General features: G+C 71.0%; 20 protein-coding genes. 15 read left to right on the top strand and 5 right to left on the bottom strand.

Translation table 11 applies throughout. The features are described from left to right. Positions 1 to 24 precede the first annotated feature (24 nt). Positions 25 to 666, bottom strand: coding sequence for an META domain-containing protein (locus tag VF139_16335; GenBank protein HEX6852965.1), 642 nt, complete (start codon positions 664 to 666; stop codon positions 25 to 27). 40 nt (positions 667 to 706) lie between these two features. Here VF139_16335 and VF139_16330 point away from each other — a divergent pair, with 40 nt between their 5' ends. The 13 genes from VF139_16330 to VF139_16270 all read left to right on the top strand — a co-directional run bounded on the left by VF139_16330 (position 707) and on the right by VF139_16270 (position 14,463). Then, the gene (locus VF139_16330; GenBank protein ID HEX6852964.1) at positions 707 to 916 is read left to right on the top strand and encodes a hypothetical protein; all 210 of its coding nucleotides are present in this window, start codon (positions 707 to 709) and stop codon (positions 914 to 916) included. Beyond that, positions 913 to 2,385 carry a sodium:solute symporter family protein gene (locus VF139_16325; protein HEX6852963.1) on the top strand — a complete coding sequence of 491 codons (1,473 nt, stop codon included), beginning with the start codon at positions 913 to 915 and terminating at the stop codon, positions 2,383 to 2,385. The genes VF139_16330 and VF139_16325 overlap by 4 nt, the downstream gene beginning before the upstream one ends. A 3-nt stretch (positions 2,386 to 2,388) precedes the next feature. Further along, entirely contained in the window at positions 2,389 to 3,657 is a 1,269-nt protein-coding gene (locus tag VF139_16320) for an amino acid permease (protein ID HEX6852962.1), read from the top strand. Next, positions 3,654 to 4,748, top strand: a complete 1,095-nt coding sequence (locus VF139_16315) for an aminotransferase class I/II-fold pyridoxal phosphate-dependent enzyme (protein HEX6852961.1) — start codon at positions 3,654 to 3,656, stop codon at positions 4,746 to 4,748. Before VF139_16320 ends, VF139_16315 begins: the two co-directional genes overlap by 4 nt. Positions 4,749 to 4,773: 25 nt before the next feature. Next, positions 4,774 to 5,001, top strand: coding sequence for a DUF6364 family protein (locus tag VF139_16310; protein ID HEX6852960.1), 228 nt, complete (start codon positions 4,774 to 4,776; stop codon positions 4,999 to 5,001). Continuing rightward, on the top strand, positions 5,001 to 5,486 hold the full coding sequence (locus tag VF139_16305) for a TA system VapC family ribonuclease toxin (GenBank protein HEX6852959.1): 486 nt from the start codon (positions 5,001 to 5,003) through the stop codon (positions 5,484 to 5,486). Before VF139_16310 ends, VF139_16305 begins: the two co-directional genes overlap by 1 nt. Positions 5,487 to 5,543: 57 nt before the next feature. Next, positions 5,544 to 5,801 (top strand): hypothetical protein, encoded by a 258-nt coding sequence (locus VF139_16300; protein HEX6852958.1) that lies wholly within the window; start codon positions 5,544 to 5,546, stop codon positions 5,799 to 5,801. Positions 5,802 to 5,902: 101 nt separating this feature from the next. Next, complete coding sequence (kdpA, locus tag VF139_16295) at positions 5,903 to 7,567, top strand: potassium-transporting ATPase subunit KdpA (protein ID HEX6852957.1); 1,665 nt, start codon at positions 5,903 to 5,905, stop codon at positions 7,565 to 7,567. A gap of 10 nt (positions 7,568 to 7,577) precedes the next feature. After that, complete coding sequence (gene kdpC, locus VF139_16290) at positions 7,578 to 8,138, top strand: potassium-transporting ATPase subunit KdpC (protein HEX6852956.1); 561 nt, start codon at positions 7,578 to 7,580, stop codon at positions 8,136 to 8,138. Positions 8,139 to 8,152: 14 nt separating this feature from the next. Next, on the top strand, positions 8,153 to 10,150 hold the full coding sequence (kdpB, locus tag VF139_16285; GenBank protein ID HEX6852955.1) for a potassium-transporting ATPase subunit KdpB: 1,998 nt from the start codon (positions 8,153 to 8,155) through the stop codon (positions 10,148 to 10,150). 24 nt (positions 10,151 to 10,174) lie between these two features. Continuing rightward, complete coding sequence (locus tag VF139_16280; GenBank protein HEX6852954.1) at positions 10,175 to 12,862, top strand: sensor histidine kinase KdpD; 2,688 nt, start codon at positions 10,175 to 10,177, stop codon at positions 12,860 to 12,862. Then, positions 12,859 to 13,554, top strand: a complete 696-nt coding sequence (locus tag VF139_16275) for a response regulator (protein ID HEX6852953.1) — start codon at positions 12,859 to 12,861, stop codon at positions 13,552 to 13,554. Before VF139_16280 ends, VF139_16275 begins: the two co-directional genes overlap by 4 nt. A gap of 3 nt (positions 13,555 to 13,557) precedes the next feature. Then, positions 13,558 to 14,463 (top strand): MBL fold metallo-hydrolase, encoded by a 906-nt coding sequence (locus tag VF139_16270; protein ID HEX6852952.1) that lies wholly within the window; start codon positions 13,558 to 13,560, stop codon positions 14,461 to 14,463. Here VF139_16270 and VF139_16265 read toward each other — a convergent pair. Next, complete coding sequence (locus tag VF139_16265) at positions 14,426 to 14,983, bottom strand: hypothetical protein (protein HEX6852951.1); 558 nt, start codon at positions 14,981 to 14,983, stop codon at positions 14,426 to 14,428. The two genes, VF139_16270 and VF139_16265, sit on opposite strands and share 38 nt — an antisense overlap. Before the next feature lie 159 nt (positions 14,984 to 15,142). Here VF139_16265 and VF139_16260 point away from each other — a divergent pair, with 159 nt between their 5' ends. Continuing rightward, entirely contained in the window at positions 15,143 to 18,145 is a 3,003-nt protein-coding gene (locus VF139_16260) for a hypothetical protein (GenBank protein HEX6852950.1), read from the top strand. 3 nt (positions 18,146 to 18,148) lie between these two features. Here the strand turns inward: VF139_16260 and VF139_16255 are convergent, their stop codons facing one another. From VF139_16255 to VF139_16245, 3 genes are read right to left on the bottom strand one after another with little or no spacing between them, the layout of a single operon-like run. Further along, positions 18,149 to 18,646: a biotin/lipoyl-containing protein gene (locus VF139_16255; protein ID HEX6852949.1), complete on the bottom strand. Its 498-nt coding sequence runs from the start codon at positions 18,644 to 18,646 to the stop codon at positions 18,149 to 18,151. Between the two features lie 5 nt (positions 18,647 to 18,651). After that, positions 18,652 to 20,133 carry a biotin carboxylase N-terminal domain-containing protein gene (locus VF139_16250; protein ID HEX6852948.1) on the bottom strand — a complete coding sequence of 494 codons (1,482 nt, stop codon included), beginning with the start codon at positions 20,131 to 20,133 and terminating at the stop codon, positions 18,652 to 18,654. Positions 20,134 to 20,141: 8 nt separating this feature from the next. Then, entirely contained in the window at positions 20,142 to 21,686 is a 1,545-nt protein-coding gene (locus VF139_16245; protein ID HEX6852947.1) for an acyl-CoA carboxylase subunit beta, read from the bottom strand. Positions 21,687 to 22,008: 322 nt separating this feature from the next. Here VF139_16245 and VF139_16240 point away from each other — a divergent pair, with 322 nt between their 5' ends. Further along, entirely contained in the window at positions 22,009 to 23,367 is a 1,359-nt protein-coding gene (locus tag VF139_16240) for a TlpA disulfide reductase family protein (GenBank protein HEX6852946.1), read from the top strand. The last annotated feature ends 177 nt before the right edge of the window (positions 23,368 to 23,544 follow it).

The following is a 23,544-nucleotide window of genomic DNA, read 5'->3' as shown; positions in this document are numbered from 1 at the left end:
CCGACGGGGTGCGTCAGGGAGGAGTTACGGAAGGCGCTCCAACCGGACGATGCCGCCGTCCGCCTTCATCGAGAGAGCGAGACCGCCTCCCTCGACCTGCATCCAGGTCGCCGTCGCCTCGAGGGACCGGACCCAGCGGTCCGAGATCGATTCCGGTGGGCACGCCGCGCGCGTCGCCGCGAACGGGCCGAGCGTCATCGAGGACCCGTCCGCGCTCCAGCGGCCGTGGATCCGATTGCAGTCGGCCCGGCCGGAGAGCTCTCCCCCGAGACCGAACTCGAGGGTGTAGCGGGCCGGATCGGCCGGGGCGAGGACCGAGTCGTCCCCCGACTCGATCCGCAGGAGCTGCCATCGCGTCCCGGGCAGCGACGCCGGATCGGCGACCACCCGGCACGTGAGCGCGACGCCGTCGGGTGTCGCGAGGGTGGCCTGGCCGCCCTTCGACCAGAAGGTCGTCGTCCCGTCGGAGTACTTCGTGCCGGAGGCGGTACGGACGTGCGGCAGGACGGCGCTCCCGACCGTGACGCTCGTCCCTCGGGCGGCGAAGGCGGCCTGGAACCCGGTGTTGTCGGCGCAGCGGTAGGCGACGGTGCGCGGGACGGTGTCGGGGGGGCGGGCGGCGCATCCGGCCAGCACGAGCGCGAGCAGCGGCAGCGACGATCTCACGGCGCGATGGTATCGCGTCGGTCGGTGCGATACTCCGCCGATGAAGCTGACCCGGGGGGAACGACGCGCGCTGCTCTGCCTCGTGCCGGTCGTCGTCTCGTTCCTGCCGCCCGTCACGACGTGGGCCGCGTCGGTCCCGACGCGGGTGCTCGGGCTTCCCTTCCTCGTCTTCTGGAACTCCCTTTCGGTCGCGATGACGGCGTTCTGGATGACCCTCGCCCTGCGCATCGTGGACCGGAGCGACCGGTGACCCCGGCGCTCGCGATCATCCTCGGCTGGCTCGTCGTCACGACCGCGGTCGGCGTGCTCGCGGGGCTGAACCGGAAGTTCGGTCTCGAGGAGTTCTTCGTCGGCGACCGCTCGTTCGGGACCGTCCTCTTCTACACGCTCGCGGCGGCGGAGATCTACAGCGCCTTCGCGTTCCTCGGCATGGCCGGGTGGGCGTACGCGAAGGGCGTCAGCGTGGTCTACGGCATGGCGTACATGTCGATCGCCTACGCGCTCTACTTCTTCGTGGGGCCGAGGATCCAGAGGCTCGGCCGCCGCGGCGGGTACGTGACCCAGCCCGACTACCTCGAGGACCGCTTCGGATCGCGCGTGTTCGGCAACCTCGTGGCCCTCGTCGGAGTGGCCGCGTCGATCCCGTACCTGCTGGTGCAGCTCATCGGCTCGGGAATCATCGTCGAGCTCGCCTCGGGGGGGGCGATGTCGCGCAAGGTCGCGATCGCGGTCGCCGTCGTCGCGCTCGTGGCGTTCGTCTCGTTCTCGGGACTTCGCGGCATCGGCTGGACCAACCTGATGCAGGCCGTGATCATGCTCGTCGCGATGGTGTCGGTCGGCGCGCTCATCCCCGAACGCCTGTTCGGCGGGGTCGAGCCCGCCATGGCGGCGCTCGAGCGGCTGAAGCCGCAGCACCTGGGGTTCCCCGACTCCGGAGGGCTCGGAACCGGCTGGTACGTCTCGACGGTGCTCCTCTCCGCGATCGGTGCGTGGATGTGGCCTCACATCTTCGCGACGACCTACGGCGCGAAGAGCGAGCGCGTCGTGCGCCGCAACGCCGGCGTGTTGCCGCTGTACCAGCTGGCGACCCTCCCGATCGTGCTCGTCGGCCTCGCGTGCGCCGCGAAGGCGGCGGAGGACCCCGCGTTCGCCGCTTCGATCGCGCATCCCGACCACGCGATGCTGCGCGTGCTCGTGGACCGGTTCCCGCAGTGGATCGCCGGTCTCGTCGGAGCGGGCGGGCTCGCGGCCGCGATCTCGACCGCCTCCGCCCTCATCCTCTCCTCGGCGAACCTTCTCGCCCGCCACGGCGGGCAGAAGGGGATCGCTCCCGGTCTCGACGATCGCCGCACCGCCTGGGTCGCCCGTTTCCTCGTGTTTCCCGTCGCGCTCGCGGCGATGGTCCTCGCCTGGCGCGCGCCCACGATGCTCGTCGACCTCCTGCTGATCGGGTATTCGGGGGTCGCCCAGCTGGCGCCGGCGGTGTACCTCGGCATGTTCTGGAAACGGGCGACGCTCGCCGGGGTGAGCGCGGGCCTGGCGGCGGGCGTCTGCTTCTCGGCGGCCGCGCAGCTTCTGGCGTGGCGGCTTCCGTTCGGACTCCACGCGGGACTCGTCGCGCTCGCCCTCAACGTCGTGGTCGTGCTCGCGATCGGGTCGTTCACGAGGCCTCCCGACGCCGAGCGCCTCGCCCGGTTCGAACGGATGCTCGCGGAGTAGGAGGTGACGAGCCGCCCGCGGGGCCTCGGCCTCTTCGACACGACGATGCTCGTGATGGGGGGCATCGTCGGCTCCGGGATCTTCATGAACCCCCACGTCGTCGCCCGGGAGGCGCCGTCGGCATGGGCCGTGATCGGCGCGTGGCTGCTCGGCGGCGCGGTCGCCCTCGCCGCGGGGTTCGTCTGGGCGGAGCTCGCCGCGATGCGGCCGGGGGTGGGCGGGCAATACGCCTACCTGCGCGACGGGATCCACCCGTCGATCGGCTTCGCGTACGGCTGGTCGAACCTGCTCGTCGTCCAGACCGGCGGGCTCGCGGCGGTGGCGATCACCTTCGCGCGGTACGCCCACGTGCTCTTCGAGCCGCGCTGGAGCGAAGGCGCGACCGCGGCCGCGGCGCTCGCCGCGCTCACCGCGATCAACCTCGCGGGGACGCGGGCGGGCGGGACGACGCAGAGCCTGCTGATGGTCCTGAAGATCGGGTCGATCCTCGCGCTCGTGGCGTGCGGCCTGTGGCTCGCGCCCGAGGCCCCTCCCGAGGCGAAAAGCGTCGCGGCGGAGCCTGGACTGCGCGCCTTCTTCGCCGCGATGATCGCCGTGCTGTTCGCCTACGGGGGGTGGGCGACCGCGACCCTCGCCTCGGGGGACATCCGCGACGCCGCGCGCACGCTCCCCCGCGCGCTCGTGCTCGGGACCGGGGGCGTCGTCCTCCTCTACGTCGCGGTCAGCGCGGCGTGCCTTCGCGCGCTGGGGGTGGCGGGGCTCGCGCGGACCGAGGCCCCGGCCTCGGAGGTGATGCGGCTCGCCCTGGGCGGCTCGGGGGAGCGGCTGATCGCCGGCGCGATCGCCGTCTCGACCTTCGGGTTCCTGGCGCAGGGGATGCTCGCCTGCCCCCGCGCCTACTTCGCGATGGCGCGGGACGGCCTCTTCTTCGAGCGATTCGGTCGCCTCCATCCGCGCACGGGAGTCCCGCACCTGGCGATCGCGCTGCAGGGGGGGCTCGCGATCGCCACCGCCCTCTCCGGGAGCTACGACGAGATCCTCAGCTGGGTGGTGACCGTGGACTTCGCGTTCCTCGCCGCGACGGCGGGGACGTTGTTCGCCTTCCGGGGAAAGGGCGGGGGGCATCCGTGGACGACGTCGTTCTTCATCGCGGTGTCGCTCGCCGTCGTGACGAGCACGTTCGTGGAGCATCCCGGCCGCTCGCTCCTCGGCTGGACGCTGGTCGCGGCGGGGATGCCGGTGTACCTGTTCTGGCGGCGGAGGTCGGCGTGAATCAGGGTCGTCCGAAACGGTCCGACTACATGAACTGGGCGAAGACGCGCCAGAGGGGGCGCTTCACCCTGGCGGTGAGCGGAATCGGCCCGATCGCGCTCGACGAGCTCGGCGCGTCGTGGAGCGACCTCGCGCTCGAGCCGCCGCCCGGGTACGGGTACCCGCGGTTGACCGAGGCGATCGCGGCGCGATACGGCGTCGGCCCCGATCGCGTCGTCACGGCGGCCGGGACCTCCGGGGCGAACCATCTCGCGATGGCGACGATCCTCGAGCCCGGCGACGACGTGTTGTGCGAGTTCCCCGCCTACGAGCCCATGGTGACCCTCGCCCTGCACCTGGGCGCCCGCGTGCGGTTCGTGTCGCGACGCGCGGAGCGCGGCTTCCGGATCGACGCGGACGATTTCACGCGCACGATGCGTCCGACGACGCGTCTGGTGCTGCTGTCGAACCTCCACAACCCGTCGTCGGTCGCCACCGATGCGGCGACGCTGCGGGCGATCGGGGCCCAGGCGGACAAGGTCGGCGCGAAGGTCCTCGTCGACGAGGTCTACCTCGACGCCGCATTCGAGCGGGCGCCGCCTTCGGCCGCGACGCTCGGCGACGCCTTCGTGGTGACCTCGAGCCTCACCAAGGTCTACGGGATCTCGGGGCTGCGCGCGGGGTGGATCGTCGCCTCGAGCGAGCTCGCGGGACGGATGTGGAGGATGAAGGACCTCTTCGGCGTCAACGACGCGCATCCCGCGGAGCGGCTGGCGGTCGTCGCGCTCGGAAAGCTCGAGGCCCTCGGGGCGAGGGCGCGGCGGATCCTCGACGCAAATCGCGCCCTCTGGAACGGGTTCGTCGAATCGCACCGGGAGGCGCTCGAGGTGGAGCTGCTCCCGTACGGGACGACCTCGTTCCCGCGCGTGCTTCGCGGGGACGGCGACGAGCTCGAAACCCTCCTGCGCGACCGGTACGAAACGACGGTCGTTCCGGGGCGCTTTTTCGGGTGCCCGGATCGGATTCGGATCGGACTCTGCGGTGATCCGGAGGGGTTCGCGGAGGGGTTGGAGAGGATGGGGGAGGCCTTGACGGGGCTGCTGGACGGCTAACCGTTCGTGGCGTATGGTTATCCATATGAAGACGACGCTCAACATCGACGACCAGGTCATGACGCAGCTCAAACAGGAGGCCGCCCGGCAGGGCAAGACCATGTCCGAGCTCGTCGAGACTGCTCTGCGCCAGCTGCTACGGACCCGTCGGGAGCCGGTGGCACTGCCGGAGCTCCCGACGTTCCGAAGCGGCGGCGCGCTGGTGGACATCGACAATCGGGAGGCCCTCTACAACGCGATGGACGAACGCTGATGTTCGTCGTCGACACCAACGTGCTGGTCCACGCCGCGGATGCGAGCTCTCCCTTCCACGAGACGTGTCGCCGGCGGCTGGGAGAGTGGCACGCCGGCGCCGATGCCTGGTTCCTGACCTGGGGGGTCGTGTACGAGTTCCTCAGGATCACGACCCACCCGCGTGTATTCCGGAAGCCGTGGACCGCTCCGGCCTCGTTCCGGTTCGTCCGGTCCTTGCTCGGTTCTCCGGGTCTCACGGTACTGGGGCCTACGCAGCGTCATGCCGAGGTCGCGGCGAGAGTCTTCGAGGAGGTCCCGCACCTGTCGGGGAACATCCTCCACGACACGCACACCGCGATCCTCATGAGAGAACACGGCATCCGTCGCATCTACACGCGGGACACGGACTTTCACCGGTTCCCGTTCCTCGAGCCGATCGATCCGGTGATGCCCACGCTGAACGAGCCGGGCGTGCGGCGCCGGGCAGTCCGTACGCGTTCCTAACGGCCGAGGCCCGAGTCCTGATCCCATCCTGACGCGCGCGGCGATACACCTCTCCGCGTGAGGAACCACGCGGGACGGAGCCCGGAAGCGGCGATCGGACTCGCCGCCGCGGATGCTTCTGCCGAACCCCTCGAAAACGTGAAGCTCGGCGTCCCGCCACGCGAAGGACGACAGCCGCTTCTCTCGCGCGTGCCTCCGGACCGCGGGCTTCGAGCCGATCGCGGCGCTCTCCCAGACGGCGAGCGCCGCGACCACCAGGACACGGTCTTCGTCGGCGCGGTCTGCCGATTCGACGGCGCGCAGGGCGCCTGGTGAGGAAGGCGGAACCATGGCGATCGTCGCGTTGATCCTGAGCATCCTGGCGTTCGCGTACCTGCTCTACGCGATGCTGCGCCCGGAACGGTTCTGAGGTGCGGATGGGAGTCGAATACCTCGCCGTCGCCGTCACGATCGCCCTCACGATCGCGACGAGCCCTCTCCTGGGTCGGTACATGTTCAGGGTGTTCACGGGGGAGCGGACCCGGCTGGATCCCGTGATGGTCCCGATCGAACGGTTCGTGCTCCGTGCCACCGGCGTCGACCCGGACGCGCAGCAGGACTGGAAAGCCTACGCGTGCTCGCTGCTGGTCTCCAACCTCGTCATGGGCGTCGTCGCGTTCGCGATCGTCACGTTCCAGCATCTGCTGCCGCTGAACCCCGACGGAATCGGGGGGATGGAGCCGACGCTCGCATTCAACACCGCATCGAGCTTCACGACGAACACGAACCTGCAGCACTACAGCGGGGAGACGGGGCTGTCGTACTTCTCGCAGATGTTCGTCGTCACCTTCCTCCAGTTCGCGAGCGCGGCGACCGGCATCGCGGCGTGCATCGCGGTCATCCGGGGGCTCGCCGGGAGCCGCCTCACGCACCTCGGCAACTTCTACGTGGACGTCACACGGGCCGCCGTACGAGTGCTCCTGCCGCTGGCCGTTCCCGTCGCGATCTTCCTGATCTCCCAGGGGACCCCGGCGACGTTCCAGGGGGCGGCGCAGGCGACGACGGTCGAAGGGGACACGCAGTCGATCGCCCGCGGTGTCACCGCTGCGGTCGTGGCGATCAAGCAGCTGGGGACCAACGGCGGGGGATACTTCGGGCCGAACTCGGCCCACCCGTTCGAGAACCCGACGCCGCTCACGAACCTCGTCGAACTGTGGGCGATCGCGGTCCTGCCCATGGCCATGGTCTGGACGCTGGGCCGGATGCTCGGGCGCCGACGCTTCGCGGTGATGGTGTTCGCGACGATGCTGGCCCTCTACCTGCCGATGACCGCCGCCGGGATCGCGCTCGAGGCGGGCGGCTCGATGGAGGGGAAGGAAGTACGGATCGGGGTCGCTTCTTCGGCCCTGTGGGCGGTGACCACGACCGCGACCTCCAACGGCTCCGTCAACACGATGCACGACTCCATGACGCCGCTGGGCGGGCTGTTGCCGATGCTCGGGATGTGGCTGAACTGCGTCTTCGGTGGAGTCGGCGTCGGGTTCGTCAACATGCTGATCTTCATCGTCGTCGCAGCGTTCGTCGCGGGGATGATGATCGGCCGCACCCCCGAGCTCCTCGGCAAGAAGGTCGAGGCGAAGGAGATGAAGCTCGCGAGCGTGGCGCTGCTCTGGCATCCGTTCGCGATCCTGGTCGGGACCGCGGTCGCCTGCTGGGTCTGGGCGACAACCGCCGACCCCGGGGCGACGCTGGGTTGGCTCGAGAATCCGGGACCGCACGGTTTCTCCGAGATGTTGTACGAGTTCTCGTCGGCGACCGCGAACAACGGCTCCGGCTTCGAAGGGCTCGGCGACGACACGCCGTTCTGGAACCTCTCGACGGGTCTCGTGATGCTGCTGTCGCGCTACATCCCGATCCTCGCACCCCTCGCGCTCGCGGCTTCCCTCGCGGCGAAGCCCGCCGCCCCCGAGACCGCGGGCTCGCTCCGGGCCGACAGCGTGACCTTCGGCGCCACGCTCGGGGCGGTGATCGTCGTCCTGGGACTGCTGATGTTCCTGCCGGTCGCCGTACTCGGCCCGATCGCCGAGCACCTGGCCATGTGAGGGAGGCGACATGCTGCGGGAGCTCGGGCTCGGCCTTCGATTCACCCTGATCACTCTGGTTCTTTTGGGGGGCGGGTATCCCCTCGTCGTGTGGGCCGTGGGCCGGGTGCTGTTCCCCGCGCAGGCGGAAGGCAGCCTGATCCTGCGCGACGACGGCACCGTCGTCGGCTCCCGGCTGATCGCGCAGGGGTTCACCCGGCCCCAGTACTTCCACCCGCGCCCCTCCGCCGTCGACTACGACGCCGCCTCCGCCGGAGGCACGAACTACGCTGCGTCGAATCCGGAGCATCTCGCCGCCGTCCGGGGCCGCCTCGAGGCGTTCGGGTCCGTCCCCGTCCCCGTTCCCGCGGAGCTCGTCACCGCGAGCGGCTCGGGACTCGATCCGCATCTTTCCCCCGCGGCGATCGAGCTCCAGGTCCCCCGCGTCGCCGCGGCCCGGGGCACGACCCCCGACCGCGTGCGCGAGATCGTCCGGGCCCACACCGAAGGCCCGACGCTCGGGTTCCTGGGGAGGCCGCGCGTCAACGTGCTGGAGCTGAATCTCGACCTGGACCGGACGCTCGACAGGTAACCAAGGAGAGTGCGATGTGGGACCCCGTCATCCTGGTGCCGGCGATCCGGGAGTCGTTCCGGAAGCTCGATCCCCGCAGGCAGGTCAAGAACCCGGTGATGTGCATCGTCGAGGTCGGCAGCCTGCTGACGACGGTGGAGTTCTTCCGGGAACCGTCGTTGTTCACCGGACAGGTCGCCTGCTGGCTTTGGTTCACGGTGCTCTTCGCGAACTTCGCCGAGGCGATGGCGGAAGGGCGCGGCAAGGCACAGGCGGACACCCTGCGCAGGACGCGGACCGAAACGATGGCGCACCGGCTGACGTCCGGGGAGCGGACGGAGGCGGTCCCCGCGGCGAGTTTGCGCAAGGGCGACCGCGTCCTCGTGCGCGCGGGGGAGATCATCCCATCGGACGGCGAGATCGTGCAGGGCGTGGCGTCGGTGGACGAGTCGGCGATCACCGGGGAGTCGGCCCCGGTCATCCGCGAGGCGGGCGGAGACCGGTCGGCCGTGACCGGCGGGACCCGCGTCCTGTCGGACTGGATCCAGGTTCGCGTGACCTCCGACCCCGGTCACTCCTTCCTCGACCGGATGATCGCCCTCGTCGAGGGGGCCGAGCGGCAGAAGACGCCCAACGAGCTCGCCCTGAACATCCTGCTCGCGGTCCTGGCCCTCGTGTTCCTGATCGTCGTCGTGACGCTCCGGCCGCTCGCCGCGTACGCCGGCACCGAGATCCCCATCCCGGTCCTGATCGCGCTGCTCGTGTGTCTCATCCCCACGACGATCGGGGCCCTCATCTCGGCGATCGGGATCGCGGGGATGGACCGGCTCGTCCAGCACAACGTCCTCGCGATGTCCGGGCGCGCCGTCGAGGCCGCGGGGGACGTGGACACGCTCCTGCTCGACAAGACCGGCACGATCACGCTGGGGAACCGTCAGGCCGTGGAGCTCATCCCGGTGACCGGAGTGAGCGAAGGCGAGCTCGCGGATGCGGCGCAGCTGGCCTCCCTGGCGGACGAGACCCCGGAAGGGCGCTCGATCGTCGTCCTCGCCAAGGAGCGGTACGGGATTCGCGGGCGCGAGTTGGCCGACAAGTCGGCGGGATTCGTCCCCTTCTCGGCGCAAACGCGCATGTCGGGCATCGACCTCGACGGGAGGGAGATCCGCAAGGGGGCGTCGGACGCGGTGGCGAGGTACGTGAAGGAGAGCGGCGGGTCGGCGCCGCACGACCTCGAGGCGATCGTGGATCGCATCGCGCGCGGGGGAGGCACCCCGCTCGTCGTGGCCGAGCGCGGTCGCGCGCTCGGGGTCGTCTACCTGAAGGACGTCGTGAAGGGGGGGATACGCCAGCGCTTCGCGGCCCTGCGGGCGATGGGGATCAAGACCGTCATGATCACCGGGGACAACCCGCTCACCGCGGCGACGATCGCGGAGGAGGCGGGGGTCGACGACTTCCTCGCGGAGGCCACGCCCGAGGACAAGATGCGGCTGATCCGGAAGGAGCAGGCCGCGGGAAAACTCGTCGCGATGACCGGGGACGGAACCAACGACGCCCCGGCGCTCGCCCAGGCCGACGTCGGCGTGGCGATGAACACGGGGACCACCGCCGCAAAGGAAGCGGGGAACATGGTCGACCTCGATTCCAATCCGACGAAGCTCATCGAGATCGTCGAGATCGGCAAGCAGCTGCTCATGACCCGCGGGGCGCTGACGACCTTCTCGATCGCCAACGACGTCGCGAAGTACTTCGCGATCCTCCCCGCGATGTTCCTCCTGGCGTTTCCCCAGCTCGGCGTCCTGAACGTCATGCGGCTCGCGACGCCCGAGTCGGCGATCCTGTCGGCGGTGATCTTCAACGCGCTGATCATCATCGCGCTCATTCCGCTGGCGTTGAAGGGCGTGGCCTACAGGCCGCTGGGGTCCGCCGCCGTCCTGCGCCGCAACATGCTCGTCTACGGCCTGGGCGGGGTCGTATTGCCGTTCGTCGGCATCAAGGCGATCGACCTCGTCCTCGTCGCGGTCGGATTGGCGTGAAACAATCCGGGCTGGAGGCAAGCCATGGCCGACGGGAGACCTGACCCGGAAGCGCTCCTCGCTCGCGTGCAGCAGGAGGAAGGGTCGGCGGGGCGCGGCCGCCTCAAGGTCTTCTTCGGTGCCGTCGCGGGTGTCGGGAAGACCTACGCGATGCTCCAGGCGGCACACGAGCGGCTCGAGGAGGGGATCGACGTCGTCGTCGGCTACGTCGAGACCCACGGTCGCGCCGAGACCGACGCGCTGCTCGTCGGCCTTCCCGAGATTCCGCCGCACCGGGTCCCGTATCGCGACCGCATCCTCAGGGAGTTCGACCTCGACGGCGCCCTGGCGCGCAAGCCCGGGCTGATCCTCGTCGACGAGCTCGCGCACACCAACGCCCCGGGCTCCCGACACCAGCGTCGGTTCCAGGACGTCGAGGAGCTCCTCGCGGCGGGCATCGACGTCTACACGACGCTCAACGTCCAGCACCTCGAGAGCCTCAACGACCTCGTGGCGCAGGTGACGGGGGTCGCCGTCCGCGAAACGGTCCCCGACTCGATCGTCGAGTCCGCGGACGAGGTCGAGCTGATCGACCTCCCCCCCGACGAGCTCCTCGGTCGGTTGCGGGACGGCAAGGTCTACGTCCCGGAACAGGCCGAGCGCGCGGTCGCGAACTTCTTCCGGAAAGGAAACCTGATCGCGCTCCGGGAGCTGGCGCTTCGCTGCACGGCGGATCGCGTCGACGCGCAGATGCAGGTCTACCGGCGGGCCGAAGGGGCCGAGCGGACGTGGCCGATCGCCGAGAAGCTGCTGGTTTGCATCAGCCCGAGCCCCTCCGCCGCGCGCCTCGTCCGCGCGGGACGCAGGCTCGCCCGCCGGCTTCGCGCGTCGTGGACGGTGCTCTTCGTCGAGCAGCCGCGGCACGCGGCGTTGTCGAAGGAGGACCAGGCCTACGCCGACCATGCGCTGCGCCTCGCCGAGGAGCTGGGCGGCGAGACCGTGACGCTCACCGCCCACGACGCCGTCGAGGAGATCGTCGCCTTCGCCCGCGCGCGCAACGTCTCGAAGATCGTGGTGGGGAAACCCGCGCGCTTCTGGCGGTGGCGCGAGCTCTGGTCGGGCTCGTTCGTCACGCGCCTCGCCCGCGCGAGCGGAGACATCGACGTGTTCATCGTGCACGGCGACGAGCGCGGCGCCCCCACGAGGTCCTCGGCCGTGCCGGCCCCGGTGGACTGGAGCGGCTACGCCCGGGCGGTCGCGACGACCGGCGGCTGCACCGCGGTCGCGGCTGCGGGGTTCCCCTGGCTCGAGCGGTCGAACCTCGTGATGGTCTACCTGCTCGGCGTCGTCGTCGTGGCGACACGGTGGGGGCGCGGTCCTTCCCTGCTCGCCTCGGTCCTCGGCGTGGCGGCGTTCGACTTCTTCTTCATCCCTCCCCACTTCACGTTCGCCGTCGCCGACGCGCAATACGTGGTCACCTTCGCGGTGATGGCGGCGGTCGCGGCGATCCTCAGCACCCTCACGGCGCGGGTGAAGCTCCAGGCGGACGTCGCGCGGGCGCGCGAGCGTCGCACGGGGGCCCTCTACGCGCTCAGCCGCGAGCTGGCGGGGACGCGGAGCCTCGACACGATGATCGGGGCGGTGCGCCGTCACGTGGAGGAGGTCTTCGACGCGGCGACCGCCGTCTTCCTCCCCGGAGACCGCGGCATGCTCGAGGTGCGCGGCGAGGCGCCGCCGTCGTTTGCGAGGGACGCGAAGGAGGTCGCGGTGGCCTCCTGGGTCGGCGGGCACGGCGCCCCCGCGGGGAAGGGAACCGACACCCTCTCCGGGGCGGAAGGGCTCTACCTCCCGCTGACCGGGAGCCGGGGCGTCGTCGGCGTCCTCGGCGTGCACGCCGGGGCGGGCCGTCCGCCGTTCACGACCGACCAGCGCCACCTGCTCGACGCCTTCGCGAACCAGGCGGCGCTCGCCCTCGAGCGTGCCTTGCTCGCACGCGAGGCGCACCGGAACCGTCTCGCCGCCGAGGGGGAGAGCCTGCGAAACGCACTCCTCGCCGCCGTCTCGCACGACTTGCGCACGCCGCTCGCGGCGATCTCCGGCGCCGCGTCGAGCCTCGCCTTCAGCAGCGACCGGCTCGACGCCGCCTCGAGCCGCGAGCTCGTCCTGACCATCCACGAAGAGGCCGACCGGATGGGGCGCCTCGCGAACAACCTCCTCGACATGGGGCGGCTTCAGGGGAGCCGGGTCGCGCTGCGGCGGGAATGGCAGCCGCTCGAGGAGGTGGTCGGCGCCGCGTTGCACGACCTCGAGCGACAGCTCCGGGAGCGCGAGGTGGTCCTGCGTCTCCCCGACGACCTCCCGCTCGTTCCCCTCGACGACGTCCTCGTCGAGCGGGTGCTCGTGAACCTCGTCGAGAACGCCCTCCGCTACACCCCTCCGGGGACGACGATCGAGCTCGGCGCCTCCGCGGGGGCGGACCAGGTGACCGTCGAGGTCCTCGATCGCGGGCCGGGTATCCCGGAAGGCGAGGAATCCCGCATCTTCGAGAAGTTCTTCCGGGGCGAGAACGCCCCGGCGCGGCAGGGGGTCGGACTCGGCCTGGCGCTCGCCCGTGCGATCGTCGAGGCCCACGGCGGTCGGATCTGGGCGGAGAATCGGCCCGGCGGCGGTGCCGCGTTCCGCTTCACCCTCCCCCTCACGGGAGAGCCCCCGGCCGCGGAGACCGCCCCGTGACCGCGCCGGAATCCACGGTGCTCCTGGTCGAGGACGACCCTCAGATCCGCCGCTTTCTGCGGGCGGCCCTTCCGGCGCACGGGTACCGCCTCCTGGAAGCCGAGAACGGAGAAGACGGCCTGGTGCTGGCGGCGACGCGCGCTCCCGAGATCATCCTGCTGGACCTCGGCCTTCCCGACCTCGACGGCCTCGAGGTCACGAAGCGGATCCGCGAGTGGTCTCCGGTGCCGATCGTCGTCCTGTCGGCCCGGGGGCTCGAGCGGGACAAGGTCGCCGCGCTGGATGCCGGGGCGGACGACTACCTCACGAAACCGTTCGGTGTCGAGGAGCTGCTGGCGCGCCTGCGGGTGGCCCTGCGCCACGCCGCGCGGGTCGCGGGCAACGCGCCCGGCGCGGTCTTCCGCACGGGGGATCTCGAGGTCGACCTCGCCGCGCACAGGGTCTGCGTGGAGGGGAAGGACGTCCACCTGACGCCGACCGAGTTCAAGCTGCTGGCGCTGCTCGTGCGCCACGCCGGGAAGGTCGTCACGCAACGCCAGCTCCTCACCGAGGTCTGGGGACCCGGCGCGGTGGGGAGCCCCCATTACCTGCGCGTCCAGATGCACGGCCTGCGGCACAAACTGGAGGCCGAGCCCGCCCGGCCGCGGTATCTGGTGACCGAGCCGGGGGTGGGTTACCGGCTGAAGGAGTGACGCGTGCTCCCGAGCCTCGCCCTCGCCGCCTCCCTCGTTCTCCTCGGCACCGCAGGCGGCCCGACCCCCAAGAAACTCCGCGCGGCGCCGTCGCAGGCGATCGTGGTCGGCGACCGGATCTACGTCGTGGACGCCGGGAACGGCGTCGGGCGCCAGATGCGCCTCGCGGGACTTCCCTTCACGAGCCTGCGCCACCTCTTCCTGACCCATCACCACTCGGATCACGCGGCGGATCTCGTCACCCTGCCGCTGCTCGCCTGGGCGGCGGGGCTCGAAACGAAGGTGACGATTCACGGCCCGCGACCGCTCGGGCACGCGGTGAAGGCGGGGCTGAAGGCGAACGCCTTCGACGTCGAGACGCGCATCGTGGACGAGGGACGGGCCGACCTGCGCGATCTGGTCGAGGTCCACGAGCTGCGCGGCGAAGGGGTCGTCCTGAAGGACGATCGGGTGACCGTGACCGCGGCGCGCGTCGCGCACCCGCCGATCCGGGAGGCGTTCGCGTACCGCTTCGACGGCGAAGGGTGGAGCGTCGTGATCTCCGGGGACACCGCGCCTTCGGAGAATCTCGTGCGCCTCGCGAAGGGCGCGGAGGTCCTCGTGCACGAGGTGCTGATCCTGGACGACGACGGGATCGTGGCGGCGCTGGGGAAACCGAAGGGGCACCCGCTCGTCGAACACGTCCTCAACAGCCACACGAGGTACCGCGACGTCGGGAAGATCGCGTCGGACGCCGGGGTGAAGACGCTCGTCCTCAGCCACTACGTCCCGGGGGACGCGGCGTTCGACCGCGAGGCGGTCCTCGCCGAGATCCGCAAGACCTACCCGGGCGAGGTGATCTTCGGCGAGGACCTGATGGCGCTCGAGCTGCCTAGGACGGCCAGAGCAGCCGGAACGCAAGCCCCGTGACGACCGCGTAGATCGCCGCGTCGATCAGCGCCCGGCCGGTGTTCGACCAGGGAACCCCGTGCCAGATCGAGTCGATGATCGACGACATCCCGTATCCGATGAAGGCGATCGCCCCGGTCACGCGCATGACGGACATGCCGTCCGAACCGACGCTGAGCGTGTGACGGGCGACGTAGCCGATCACGAAGCTCAGCAGCAGGCAGAAGCCGAACCAGAGCCCGAGGAGCTTCCCCATGTTGGGGACGCCCGTCGGCAGCACCGCGAGGAGCCCCACCGGCCCCTTCTCGTACTTCGCGATCACCGCGGGGTCCTTCATCTCGCTCATGTCGGCGCAATGCGGGATCACGTACAACCCCGGGCCGGGATTCCCCTTCCGGATCGCCTCGCCGACCTCCGCTTCGTTGGCGAACGGCCTGTAGTCGGCCTTGTGGTACTTGAGAACCATGTGCACGACCGAGCTCGCGAGGAACACGGCCACCGCGGAGACGACGACGGGGAGCCACAGACTTCCGAACGGCATGGGGCCACCTCCTTCGTGCGGATCGTAAACGGAGTCGTCGCGGAGTGTGCGGGATTGTTGTTGTGACACGTCTCGTTGCTGGATCGGCACATCCGGCAGAAAAGACTGGTCGCCGGGATCGGGATCGCCGTATGAGCGTCGGCGTCCGGGGGGCCTCCGATGCTTCGTCACCTCGTTGCCGGGCTCATCGTGTTGGCCGCCTCCAGGGGGGTGGCGGCGCAGGGGGCCGGGCCGCTCTTCGAGTCCGGTCCGGTGCGGCCGCTCGCGCTTTCCGCCGACGGGATGCGGTTGTTCGCCGTCAACACCCCCGACCATCGCCTCGAGATCTTCGACGTCGTCGCGGAGGGGCTGCGCTGGTCGGCCTCGGTCCCCGTCGGCCTCGAGCCGGTCGCGGTCGCCGCGAGGACTCCGGGTGAGGTCTGGGTCGTCAACCATCTCTCCGACAGCGTCAGCGTCGTGGACGTGGCGAGCGCGCCGCCGCGCGTGGTTCGGACCCTCTGGGTCGGCGACGAGCCCGCGGACGTCGTGTTCGCCGGACCGGGTCGGCGCCGCGCCTTCGTGACCTCCGCGCACCGGGGGCAGAACCACCGTCTCTCGCCGCAGCCGTTCACCCCGGGAGTCGGTCGCGCCGATGTGTGGGTCTTCGACGCGCTGAGCCTCGGGACGGGGGCGGGAGGGGACCCGATCGCGATCGTCACGCTGTTCGGCGACACGCCGCGCGCGCTCGCGGTCGCTCCGGACGGCGCCACGGTGTACGCCGCGGTCTTCCGCTCGGGGAATCGCACGACGGCCATCCCCGAGGCCGCGATTCCCGACGGCGCGATGCCGGGGCCGGTCGCCAACGCCGAGGGAGTGCCGGCGCCTCCTGCGTCCTTGATCGTCCGGCACGACGGCACGGCGTGGCGCGACGGCTCGGGCAGAAGCTGGAACGACGTCGTGCGTTTCTCCCTCCCGGATCGCGACGTCTTCGCCATCGACGCCAACGCGACGCCGCCGAGGGAGATCCGCTCCTGGAGCGGCGTCGGGACGGTCCTCTTCGGCCTGGCGGTGAATCCCGTCAGCGGGCGCGTGTACGTCTCGAACACGGAGGCCCGCAACGACGTCCGGTTCGAGGGGCGCGGCGTGCTCGCCGGGGGCTCGTTGCGCGGTCGTCCGGTGGACAATCGCATCACGATCCTCGACGACGCCGGCGCGCGGCCTCGCACGCTGAATCCCCACCTCGATCCCGGAACGATGCCCGCCCCGCCCCGGGCGCGGCGGCGCAGCCTCGCGCAGCCGATGGGCATCGCGGTTTCCGCCGACGGGGCGACGATGTACGTGACCGCGTACTCGTCGTCGAAGGTGCAGGTGATTCCCACCGCCGCCTTCGAGGCGGGATCGTGGGAGCCGTTCCTGTCGGAGGCGATCCAGGTCGCCGGCGGTCCGTCGGGGCTCGCGCTCGACGAACCCCGCGGGCGGTTGTACGTCGCGTCGCGCTTCGACAACGTCGTCTCGACCGTGCGCCTTTCCGATCGCCGCGTGCTCTCGCGGGTCGCGCTCCCGACCCCCGAGTCCCCGGACGTAGTCCGCGGGCGCCGGGTCTTCTACGACGCCTTCGCGAGCTCGGGTCAGGGGGACGCCTCGTGCGCGAGCTGCCACGTCTTCGGCGACGTCGACGACCTCGCGTGGGACCTCGGCGATCCCGACGCGCCGACCGCCCCGAACTCCAATCCCTTCCGCTTCCCGACGGGAATCCAGGCTCCGGACTTCCACCCGATGAAGGGGCCGATGACGACGCAGACGCTCCGCTCGATGCCGGGGCATGGTCCGCTGCACTGGCGCGGCGACCGGAGCGCGGCGGGGGACGGGGATCCCTCCGACACGCGTGCCGCGTTCCTGAAGTTCTCGGGCGCCTTCGACTCCCTGCTCGGTCGCGGGGGGGCGCCCGATCCCGCCGCGATGGACTCGCTCGCGGACTTCGCCCTGCGACTCACCGCGCCGCCGAGCCCGATCCGCAATCTCGACAACACGCTCAATGCCGCCCAGGCCCGCGGCCGCGACGTCTTCCACTCGGTGCGCACCTCGGGGGCCGGTCCGTGCGCGAACTGCCACCGCATCGATCCGTCGAAGGGTCAATACGGCACCGACGGGTTCTCGAGCTTCGACGGTTTCCCGCAGCTGTTCAAGATCCCGACGCTGCGCGCGGCGTACACGAAGGTCGGCATGTTCGGGCGCCCCCCCGACCCGATGTTCACCGGGGGGGACAACGGTCCGAAGGGGGACCAGATCCGCGGTTTCGGGTTCTCGTTCGACGGCTCGGTGGACACGCTCACGCGGTTCCTGGGCGCACGGGTCTTCCAGTTCCCCGGCGGGGAGACGCAGCGCCGCGACGTCGCCGAGTTCGTGCTCGCGTTCGAATCGGATCTCGCGCCGGTCGTCGGGCAGCAGGTGACGCGATCCGCCGCCAACGCCGCGACCGCGGACCGCCGGATCGACCTGCTGCTCGCGAGCGCGGCGGTGACCGCGCCCCGCCCCGAATGCGACGTCGTCGTCCGGGGGGTGATGCAGGGCCGGGCGCGCAGCTGGGTGCGCATGCCGGACGGCCGCTTCCGCTCCGACCGCGCGAACGAACCGCCGCTGGGGGACATGCAGCTGCGCGCGCTCGCGGCCTCGCCGGGCCAGGAGCTGACCTACCTCGCCGTTCCTCCAGGGACCGGGACCCGTATCGCACTCGACCGCGACGGGGACGGGGCGTTCGACGGCGACGAGATCGATGCCCGCAGCGATCCGACGAACGCGGCGAGCACCCCCGCCGATCGCGACGGCGACGGCGCCGCGAACCTCGCCGACTGCGCGCCGGACGACGCGACGGCCTTCGCCGTCCCTCCCGAACTCCTCCCGTTGAGCCTTCGCAAGGAGGGGGCGGGAGCGATCTCGCTGTCGTGGCCTCCGGTCGCGCCGTCGACGGGCTCCGGGACCCGGATCGACGTCGCTTCGGGACGCCTGACGGAGCTTCGCGCCGATCGGAGCTTCGCGCGCGCCGGGTGCGCCGCGACGCTCCTGCCGGACGGACCCTGGAGCGATTCGAGCGCGGGCGTGGGGACCTGGTACCTGGTGCGCGGCCGGAACGCGTGCGGACCGGGGATCTGGGGAGGCACGCGCGTCGTGGCGGCGTGTCCTTGACCCCTACTCGATCTCCAGGAGGAGCTCCCCGAGCGCGACCCCCTGCCCCGGGGAGACGTTGAGGGCGGCCACGGCCCCGCTGCGCGGGGCGAGGATCTCGTTCTCCATCTTCATCGCCTCGAGAACGACGAGCGGTTGGCCCGGCTCGACGACCTGACCCGGCTCGACGAAGACGCGGACGATCTGCCCCGGGATCGGGGCCTTGACCCGCCCGTCGCCGCTGGTCGGTCGCGTGACCGTCGCCTCGGCGTCGCGGATCTCCAGCGGGTACATCGCGTTCCCGCAGCGCACCCAGCGGAGGTCCTTCTCGAAGACGAGCTCGAGCGGGCGCCCGTCCACGATCATCCACTCGAGCTGGTCGAAGGCCGCCCCGACCTCGGGGACCGTGACCTCGACCGGCTCGCCGTCGACGACGAGCGTCTGGGTCGGGCCGGAGGGCGGGTGCGCGGGAAGCTCGACCTCGAAGACCTGCCCGTCGAGCCTCACGGTGACCTTGCCCATCGCGCTCAGACCTCCTTCGCGCGGCGGGAGCGATTCCACCCCGAGCGCATCCGGTCGGGAACGACGGGATCGAACGCCTCGTTGCGCCGCGACCACGCGAAGGCGGCCGCCGCCGCGAGCCCGCGCAGCCCTTCCCCGGGGCGCGCGAGCGCGTCGACCGGTCCGGCGAGCAGCTCGGTGTCGTAGCGCCCCTCGTGGAACGCGTCGTCCCAGGCGATCCGCTGCAGGAGCGGGAGGTTCGTCGGCGTCCCCACGATCTCGACGTGGCGCAGCGCGCGGCGCAGGCGTCCGATCGCGTGCTCGCGATCGGATCCCCAGACCGCGATCTTGGCGACGACCGAGTCGTACCGCGCCGGGACGTCGCACCCGGCGTAGACGTAGGTGTCCACCCGGACCCCCGGCCCCGAAGGCATCCGGACGGTGCGCAGCCGTCCGGGGGTCGGCCGGAAGCGGGCGCGAGGGTCCTCGGCGTTCACCCGGCACTGGATCGCGTGGCCGTGCGGCACCGCGCGTCGGGTGGCGTCGGAGAGGGGAAGCCCCGCCGCGACGCGGATCTGCTCGCGCACGAGGTCGACGTGGGTCACGAGCTCGGTGACGGGATGGGGCATCTGGATGCGCGGCTTGATCTCGGTGAACCACGTCGAGCCGTCGGCGTGACGGAGGAACTCGACCGTCGAGGCGCCGCGAAGCCCGAACAGCTCGGCGATCGCGATCGCCTCGGCGTGGAGCTCCGCGCGCGCGTCGTCGTCCAGGCACGGCGCCGGCGTTTCCTCGAGGATCTTCTGGTTCCCGAAGATGACCGAGCCCTCGCGCTCGCCGAGCTGGATCGTCGCGCCGGCTTCGTCGGAGAGCACCTGCACCCCGAGAATGTGCGCGGGAACCGCCGCGCGCTCGACGTACATCCGGTCGTCGCCGTAGATCTTCCGCGCCTCCGCGCTGGCGCGTCGAAACGCCTCCTCGAAGGTCTCCGGTCCCCGCGCGAGCCGCTCGCCGCGCCCGCGCCCGCCCGCGACCGACTTCACGGCGACGGGCCATCCGATCCGCGCGGCCTCGCGACGCAGCGCAGCGCTCGCGTCGGGCCCCGACGCGATCGGGGACGCCTCGAGGGTCGCATGTCCCGCCGCCCGGGCGCGGGCGAGCGCCCCCGGCCGGTCGTGCACGGCGCGCACGACGTCGGCCGGCGGGCCGACGAACGCGATCCCCGCCGCCTCGCAGGCCTCGACGAACTCCGCGTTCTCGGCGAGGAACCCGTACCCCGGGTGGATCGCGTCGGCCTCCGACTCGCGCGCGAGGCGCAGGACCTCCTCGACGTCGAAGAAGCCGCGCGGGGAGCGCAGGGCGACGCAGCGGTCGGCGAGGCGCACGTGGAGGGACCCGCGGTCCTCCTCCTCGTACACCGCGACGGTCTCGATGCCGAGATCGCGGCAGGTCGACCCGATGCGCGCCGCGATGTCCCCCCGATTGGCGATCAGGATGCGTCGGAACAAGGCACCCCTCACATCGGCGAGATGCCGTGTTTCCGGGAGACGTGACCCTCCCGCTTGGACAGCGTCAGCTCGAGGGCGCGCACGAGGACCTTGCGCGTGTCGCGCGGCTCGATCACGTCGTCGATGAGGCCGCGCGCGGCGGCGACGTAGGGGTGGTTGAATCGCCGCTCGTAGTCCTCGACGAGCTCCCGGCGCCGCGCGTCGGGGTCGGGCGCGTCGTTCAGCTCGGAGCGGAACAGGATGTTGACGGCCCCCTCCGCCCCCATCACCGCGATCTCGGCGTTGGGCCACGCGTAGAGGAGATCGCCGCGCAGCCCCTTGCTGCTCATGACGCAATACGCCCCGCCGTAGCTCTTGCGGAGGATCACCATGAGCTTGGGGACCGTCGCCTCGCTGTAGGCGAAGATCATCCGCGCGCCGTTCCGGATGATCCCGCCGTATTCCTGGTCCTTCCCCGGCAGGAACCCGGGGACGTCCTGCAGGGTGACGACGGGGACGTTGAAGGCGTCGCACGTCCGGATGAACCGGGCCGCCTTGATCGACGCCTTGATGTCGATGCATCCGGCGAGGACCTTCGGCTGGTTCGCGACGAGCCCGACGACCCAGCCGTTGAGCCTCGCGAAGCCGACGACGATGTTCTGCGCCCACAACGCGTGGACCTCGAGGAAACGCCCGTCGTCCACGAGGCTCGCGATCACCTCCCGGACGTCGTACGGTTTCTGCGGATCGACGGGGACGATCTGCTCGAGCTCGGGGCACCGCCGGTCGGGGTCGTCGATCGGCTTGACGTACGGCGGGTCGTCGCGGTGGTTGGCGGGGAGGTAGCTGAGCAGCTCGCGCACGGAGGCCAGGCACTCGCGGTCGTCGGTCGCGAGGAAATGGCTCACCCCGCTCTGCGTCGCGTGCACCATCCCGCCGCCGAGGTCGTCGTGGCTGACCTCCTCCTGCATCACCGCGCGCACGACGTCGGGGCCGGTGATGTACATGTACGAGTTGTCGGTCATGAAGACGAAGTCGGTGAGGGCGGGGGAGTAGACGGCCCCCCCCGCGCACGGTCCCAGGATCGCGGAGATCTGCGGGATCACCCCCGACGCTTCGCAGTTTGCGTCGAAGATCTTCGCGTACCCCGCGAGGCTGTCCACCCCCTCCTGGATGCGCGCGCCCCCGGAGTCGTTGAGCGCGACGAACGGGCAGCCGTACTGGAGGGCCATCTTCATCGCCTTGACGATCTTGGCGGCGTGCATCTCGCCGAGCGAGCCCCCCATGACGGTCGCGTCCTGCGCCGCGACGCAGACGTGGCGCCCGTGGACGAGCCCGAAGCCGGTGACGACGCCGTCGCCGGGCCGCGACCCCTTGCCTCCGAGGTAACTCTCGTACCTCGGGGTGACGAGGGTGTCGATCTCCTCGAAGGTCCCGGGATCACACAACATCGCGACCCGTTCCCGGGCCGTCGCGCGCCCCTTGCCGTGCTGGACCGCCGCGTCCTTCGTCGAGCCGTGGGAGGTCGCCTTCTTCTCGCGAAGGCGCTGCAGGTGGGCTTCCATGTCGGACATCGGGATCTCCCCGGCCCGGACCGTATCCCCCGGCCGTGCGAAGGGTCAAGGAACCGGGGTCAAGCGCGGGTGTAGACTCGCGGCACTCTTCGTGGAGGGGACCATGACCCTGCCCGTTCGTTCCGCGCTCGCCCTGCTTTTCCTCGCGTCGTTCGCGATCTCCCATCCGGCGGAAGCGGGGTGAAGCCCCGCCGGGTGCGGGTCCTCCGGGGGACCCGGCGCCTTCACCCTGGGTCAGGGTGACGCCAGCGATCGACTCCTCGCCGAGTACCGCGACCAGCTTCCCGACCCGAGCTTCTTTTTCGGACTCTCCCGCCGGGACGTGGAGCGCTTCGTCGCGCTGGGGGAGAAGGGGCGGGAGCACCAGAAGAAGGGCGAGCTCCTCCAGGCGGAGAACGCCTTCCGGGGCCAGATCGCGATCTTCCGCGGCAACGCCGAGCCGTTCGTCTCGGTCGCGCTCGTCGCGGCGCAGCGCGAGGACAAGAAGGTCGCGCTCGAGGAGATCCGGAACGCCGTCGTCCGGGGGTTCACCGACCTGCAGCGGGTCGAGCGGTCCGAAGCGTGGACCGGAATGAAGAAGAACGAGGAGTTCCTCTGGCTCCAGGACATGGTGCCCAGGCTCCTCGAGGTCGAGCGGGCGTGGGGCGGATGGGACGCCTTCATCGCGGGGACGGCACCACCGAACGTCGCCCAGCTCGTCGCCGGGCGCGAGCGCCAGCGGGCCGTCGTGGAGGCCTCCGCCCCGGCGTTCGGCCCGCGCCTCACGCGCCTGTGGAACCGCGCGATCGAGCGCTCGACCGCGGCGCTCCTCGAGGCCTACGTCGCGCAGCGTCCCGACGCCCCCGATCTCCGCGAGGCGCTCGGGCGCCTGATGACGATCTACGGAAGCGGTCCCGCGATGCGCTGGACCTCGGTTCCGGAGGTCGTGGCGAAGCGGCTCGGCGCGGTCGCGAAGGTCACCTTGGAGAAGTTCCCGGAGTCGGAGCTGCGCCCCGGGGCGCTCGTGTGCTCGGCGCTCGCGCGATACGGCGAGCGCGACAAGAAGGGAGTTCCGACTCCCGAGGCGCTTGCGTCGATCCGGACGTCGCTCGGCGAGATCGCCGAAAAGTTCCCCGACTCGCCGCTGGCTCTCGTGGCGGCGGAGGGGCTCGTGCGGACGGAGTGGGCGGCCGGGCAGCCGCAGCGCGCGGCGGAGATCCTCAACGCGTATCGCGACCCGCAGGCGCTGCGGGCGTCGTTGGGCGTTCTCGCGCTGCGGGTCGGCGGGCTTCCCGAGTTCAAGGCGGCGGCCCTCGACGGGGCGACGCTTTCGAACGCGGAGCTCGCGGGGAAGGTCGTCGTCGTGGACTTCTGGGCGACGTGGTGCAAGCCCTGCGTCGAGCAGATGGACACGCTGCGGAAGATCGAGACGAAACACGGCGAGAAGGTCGTGGTGCTGGGCGTGAACCTCGATCGCGGCGACGAGCTCGAGGCCGACGCGCTTCGCGCGTGGATCGCCCACGAGAAGGCGCCGGGACGCCACATCCGCGACGGCGAGGGGTGGGAGTCCGAGATCGTCCGCGCGTTCGGCGTGAAGGAGATTCCCTTCAGTGTCGTCGTCGCAGCCGACGGGCGGGTCACCGCGGTCAACGAAGAGGGGAAGGCGTTGGAGAAGGCGGTGGCGGGGGCGGTGAGGGAGTAGCCGGGTCCCGACTCGCGCGGCGATTCGTCAGCGGCGTTTGGTGTGTGCGCCTCGTGTCGAGTTCTCGGCACGCGCCGAGTGGGATTTTGCAGGTGACGGGATGAGCGACGTCGAAGAACGCATCGGGGAATACCCGGGGGACTTGACCCGCGATCGAGAAAAGGGGATCGCGTTCGC

The organism is Candidatus Polarisedimenticolaceae bacterium, from assembly GCA_036376135.1.
GTDB lineage: Bacteria > Acidobacteriota > Polarisedimenticolia > Polarisedimenticolales > DASRJG01 > DASVAW01.
This window is presented reverse-complemented; position numbering and strand designations above follow the sequence as displayed.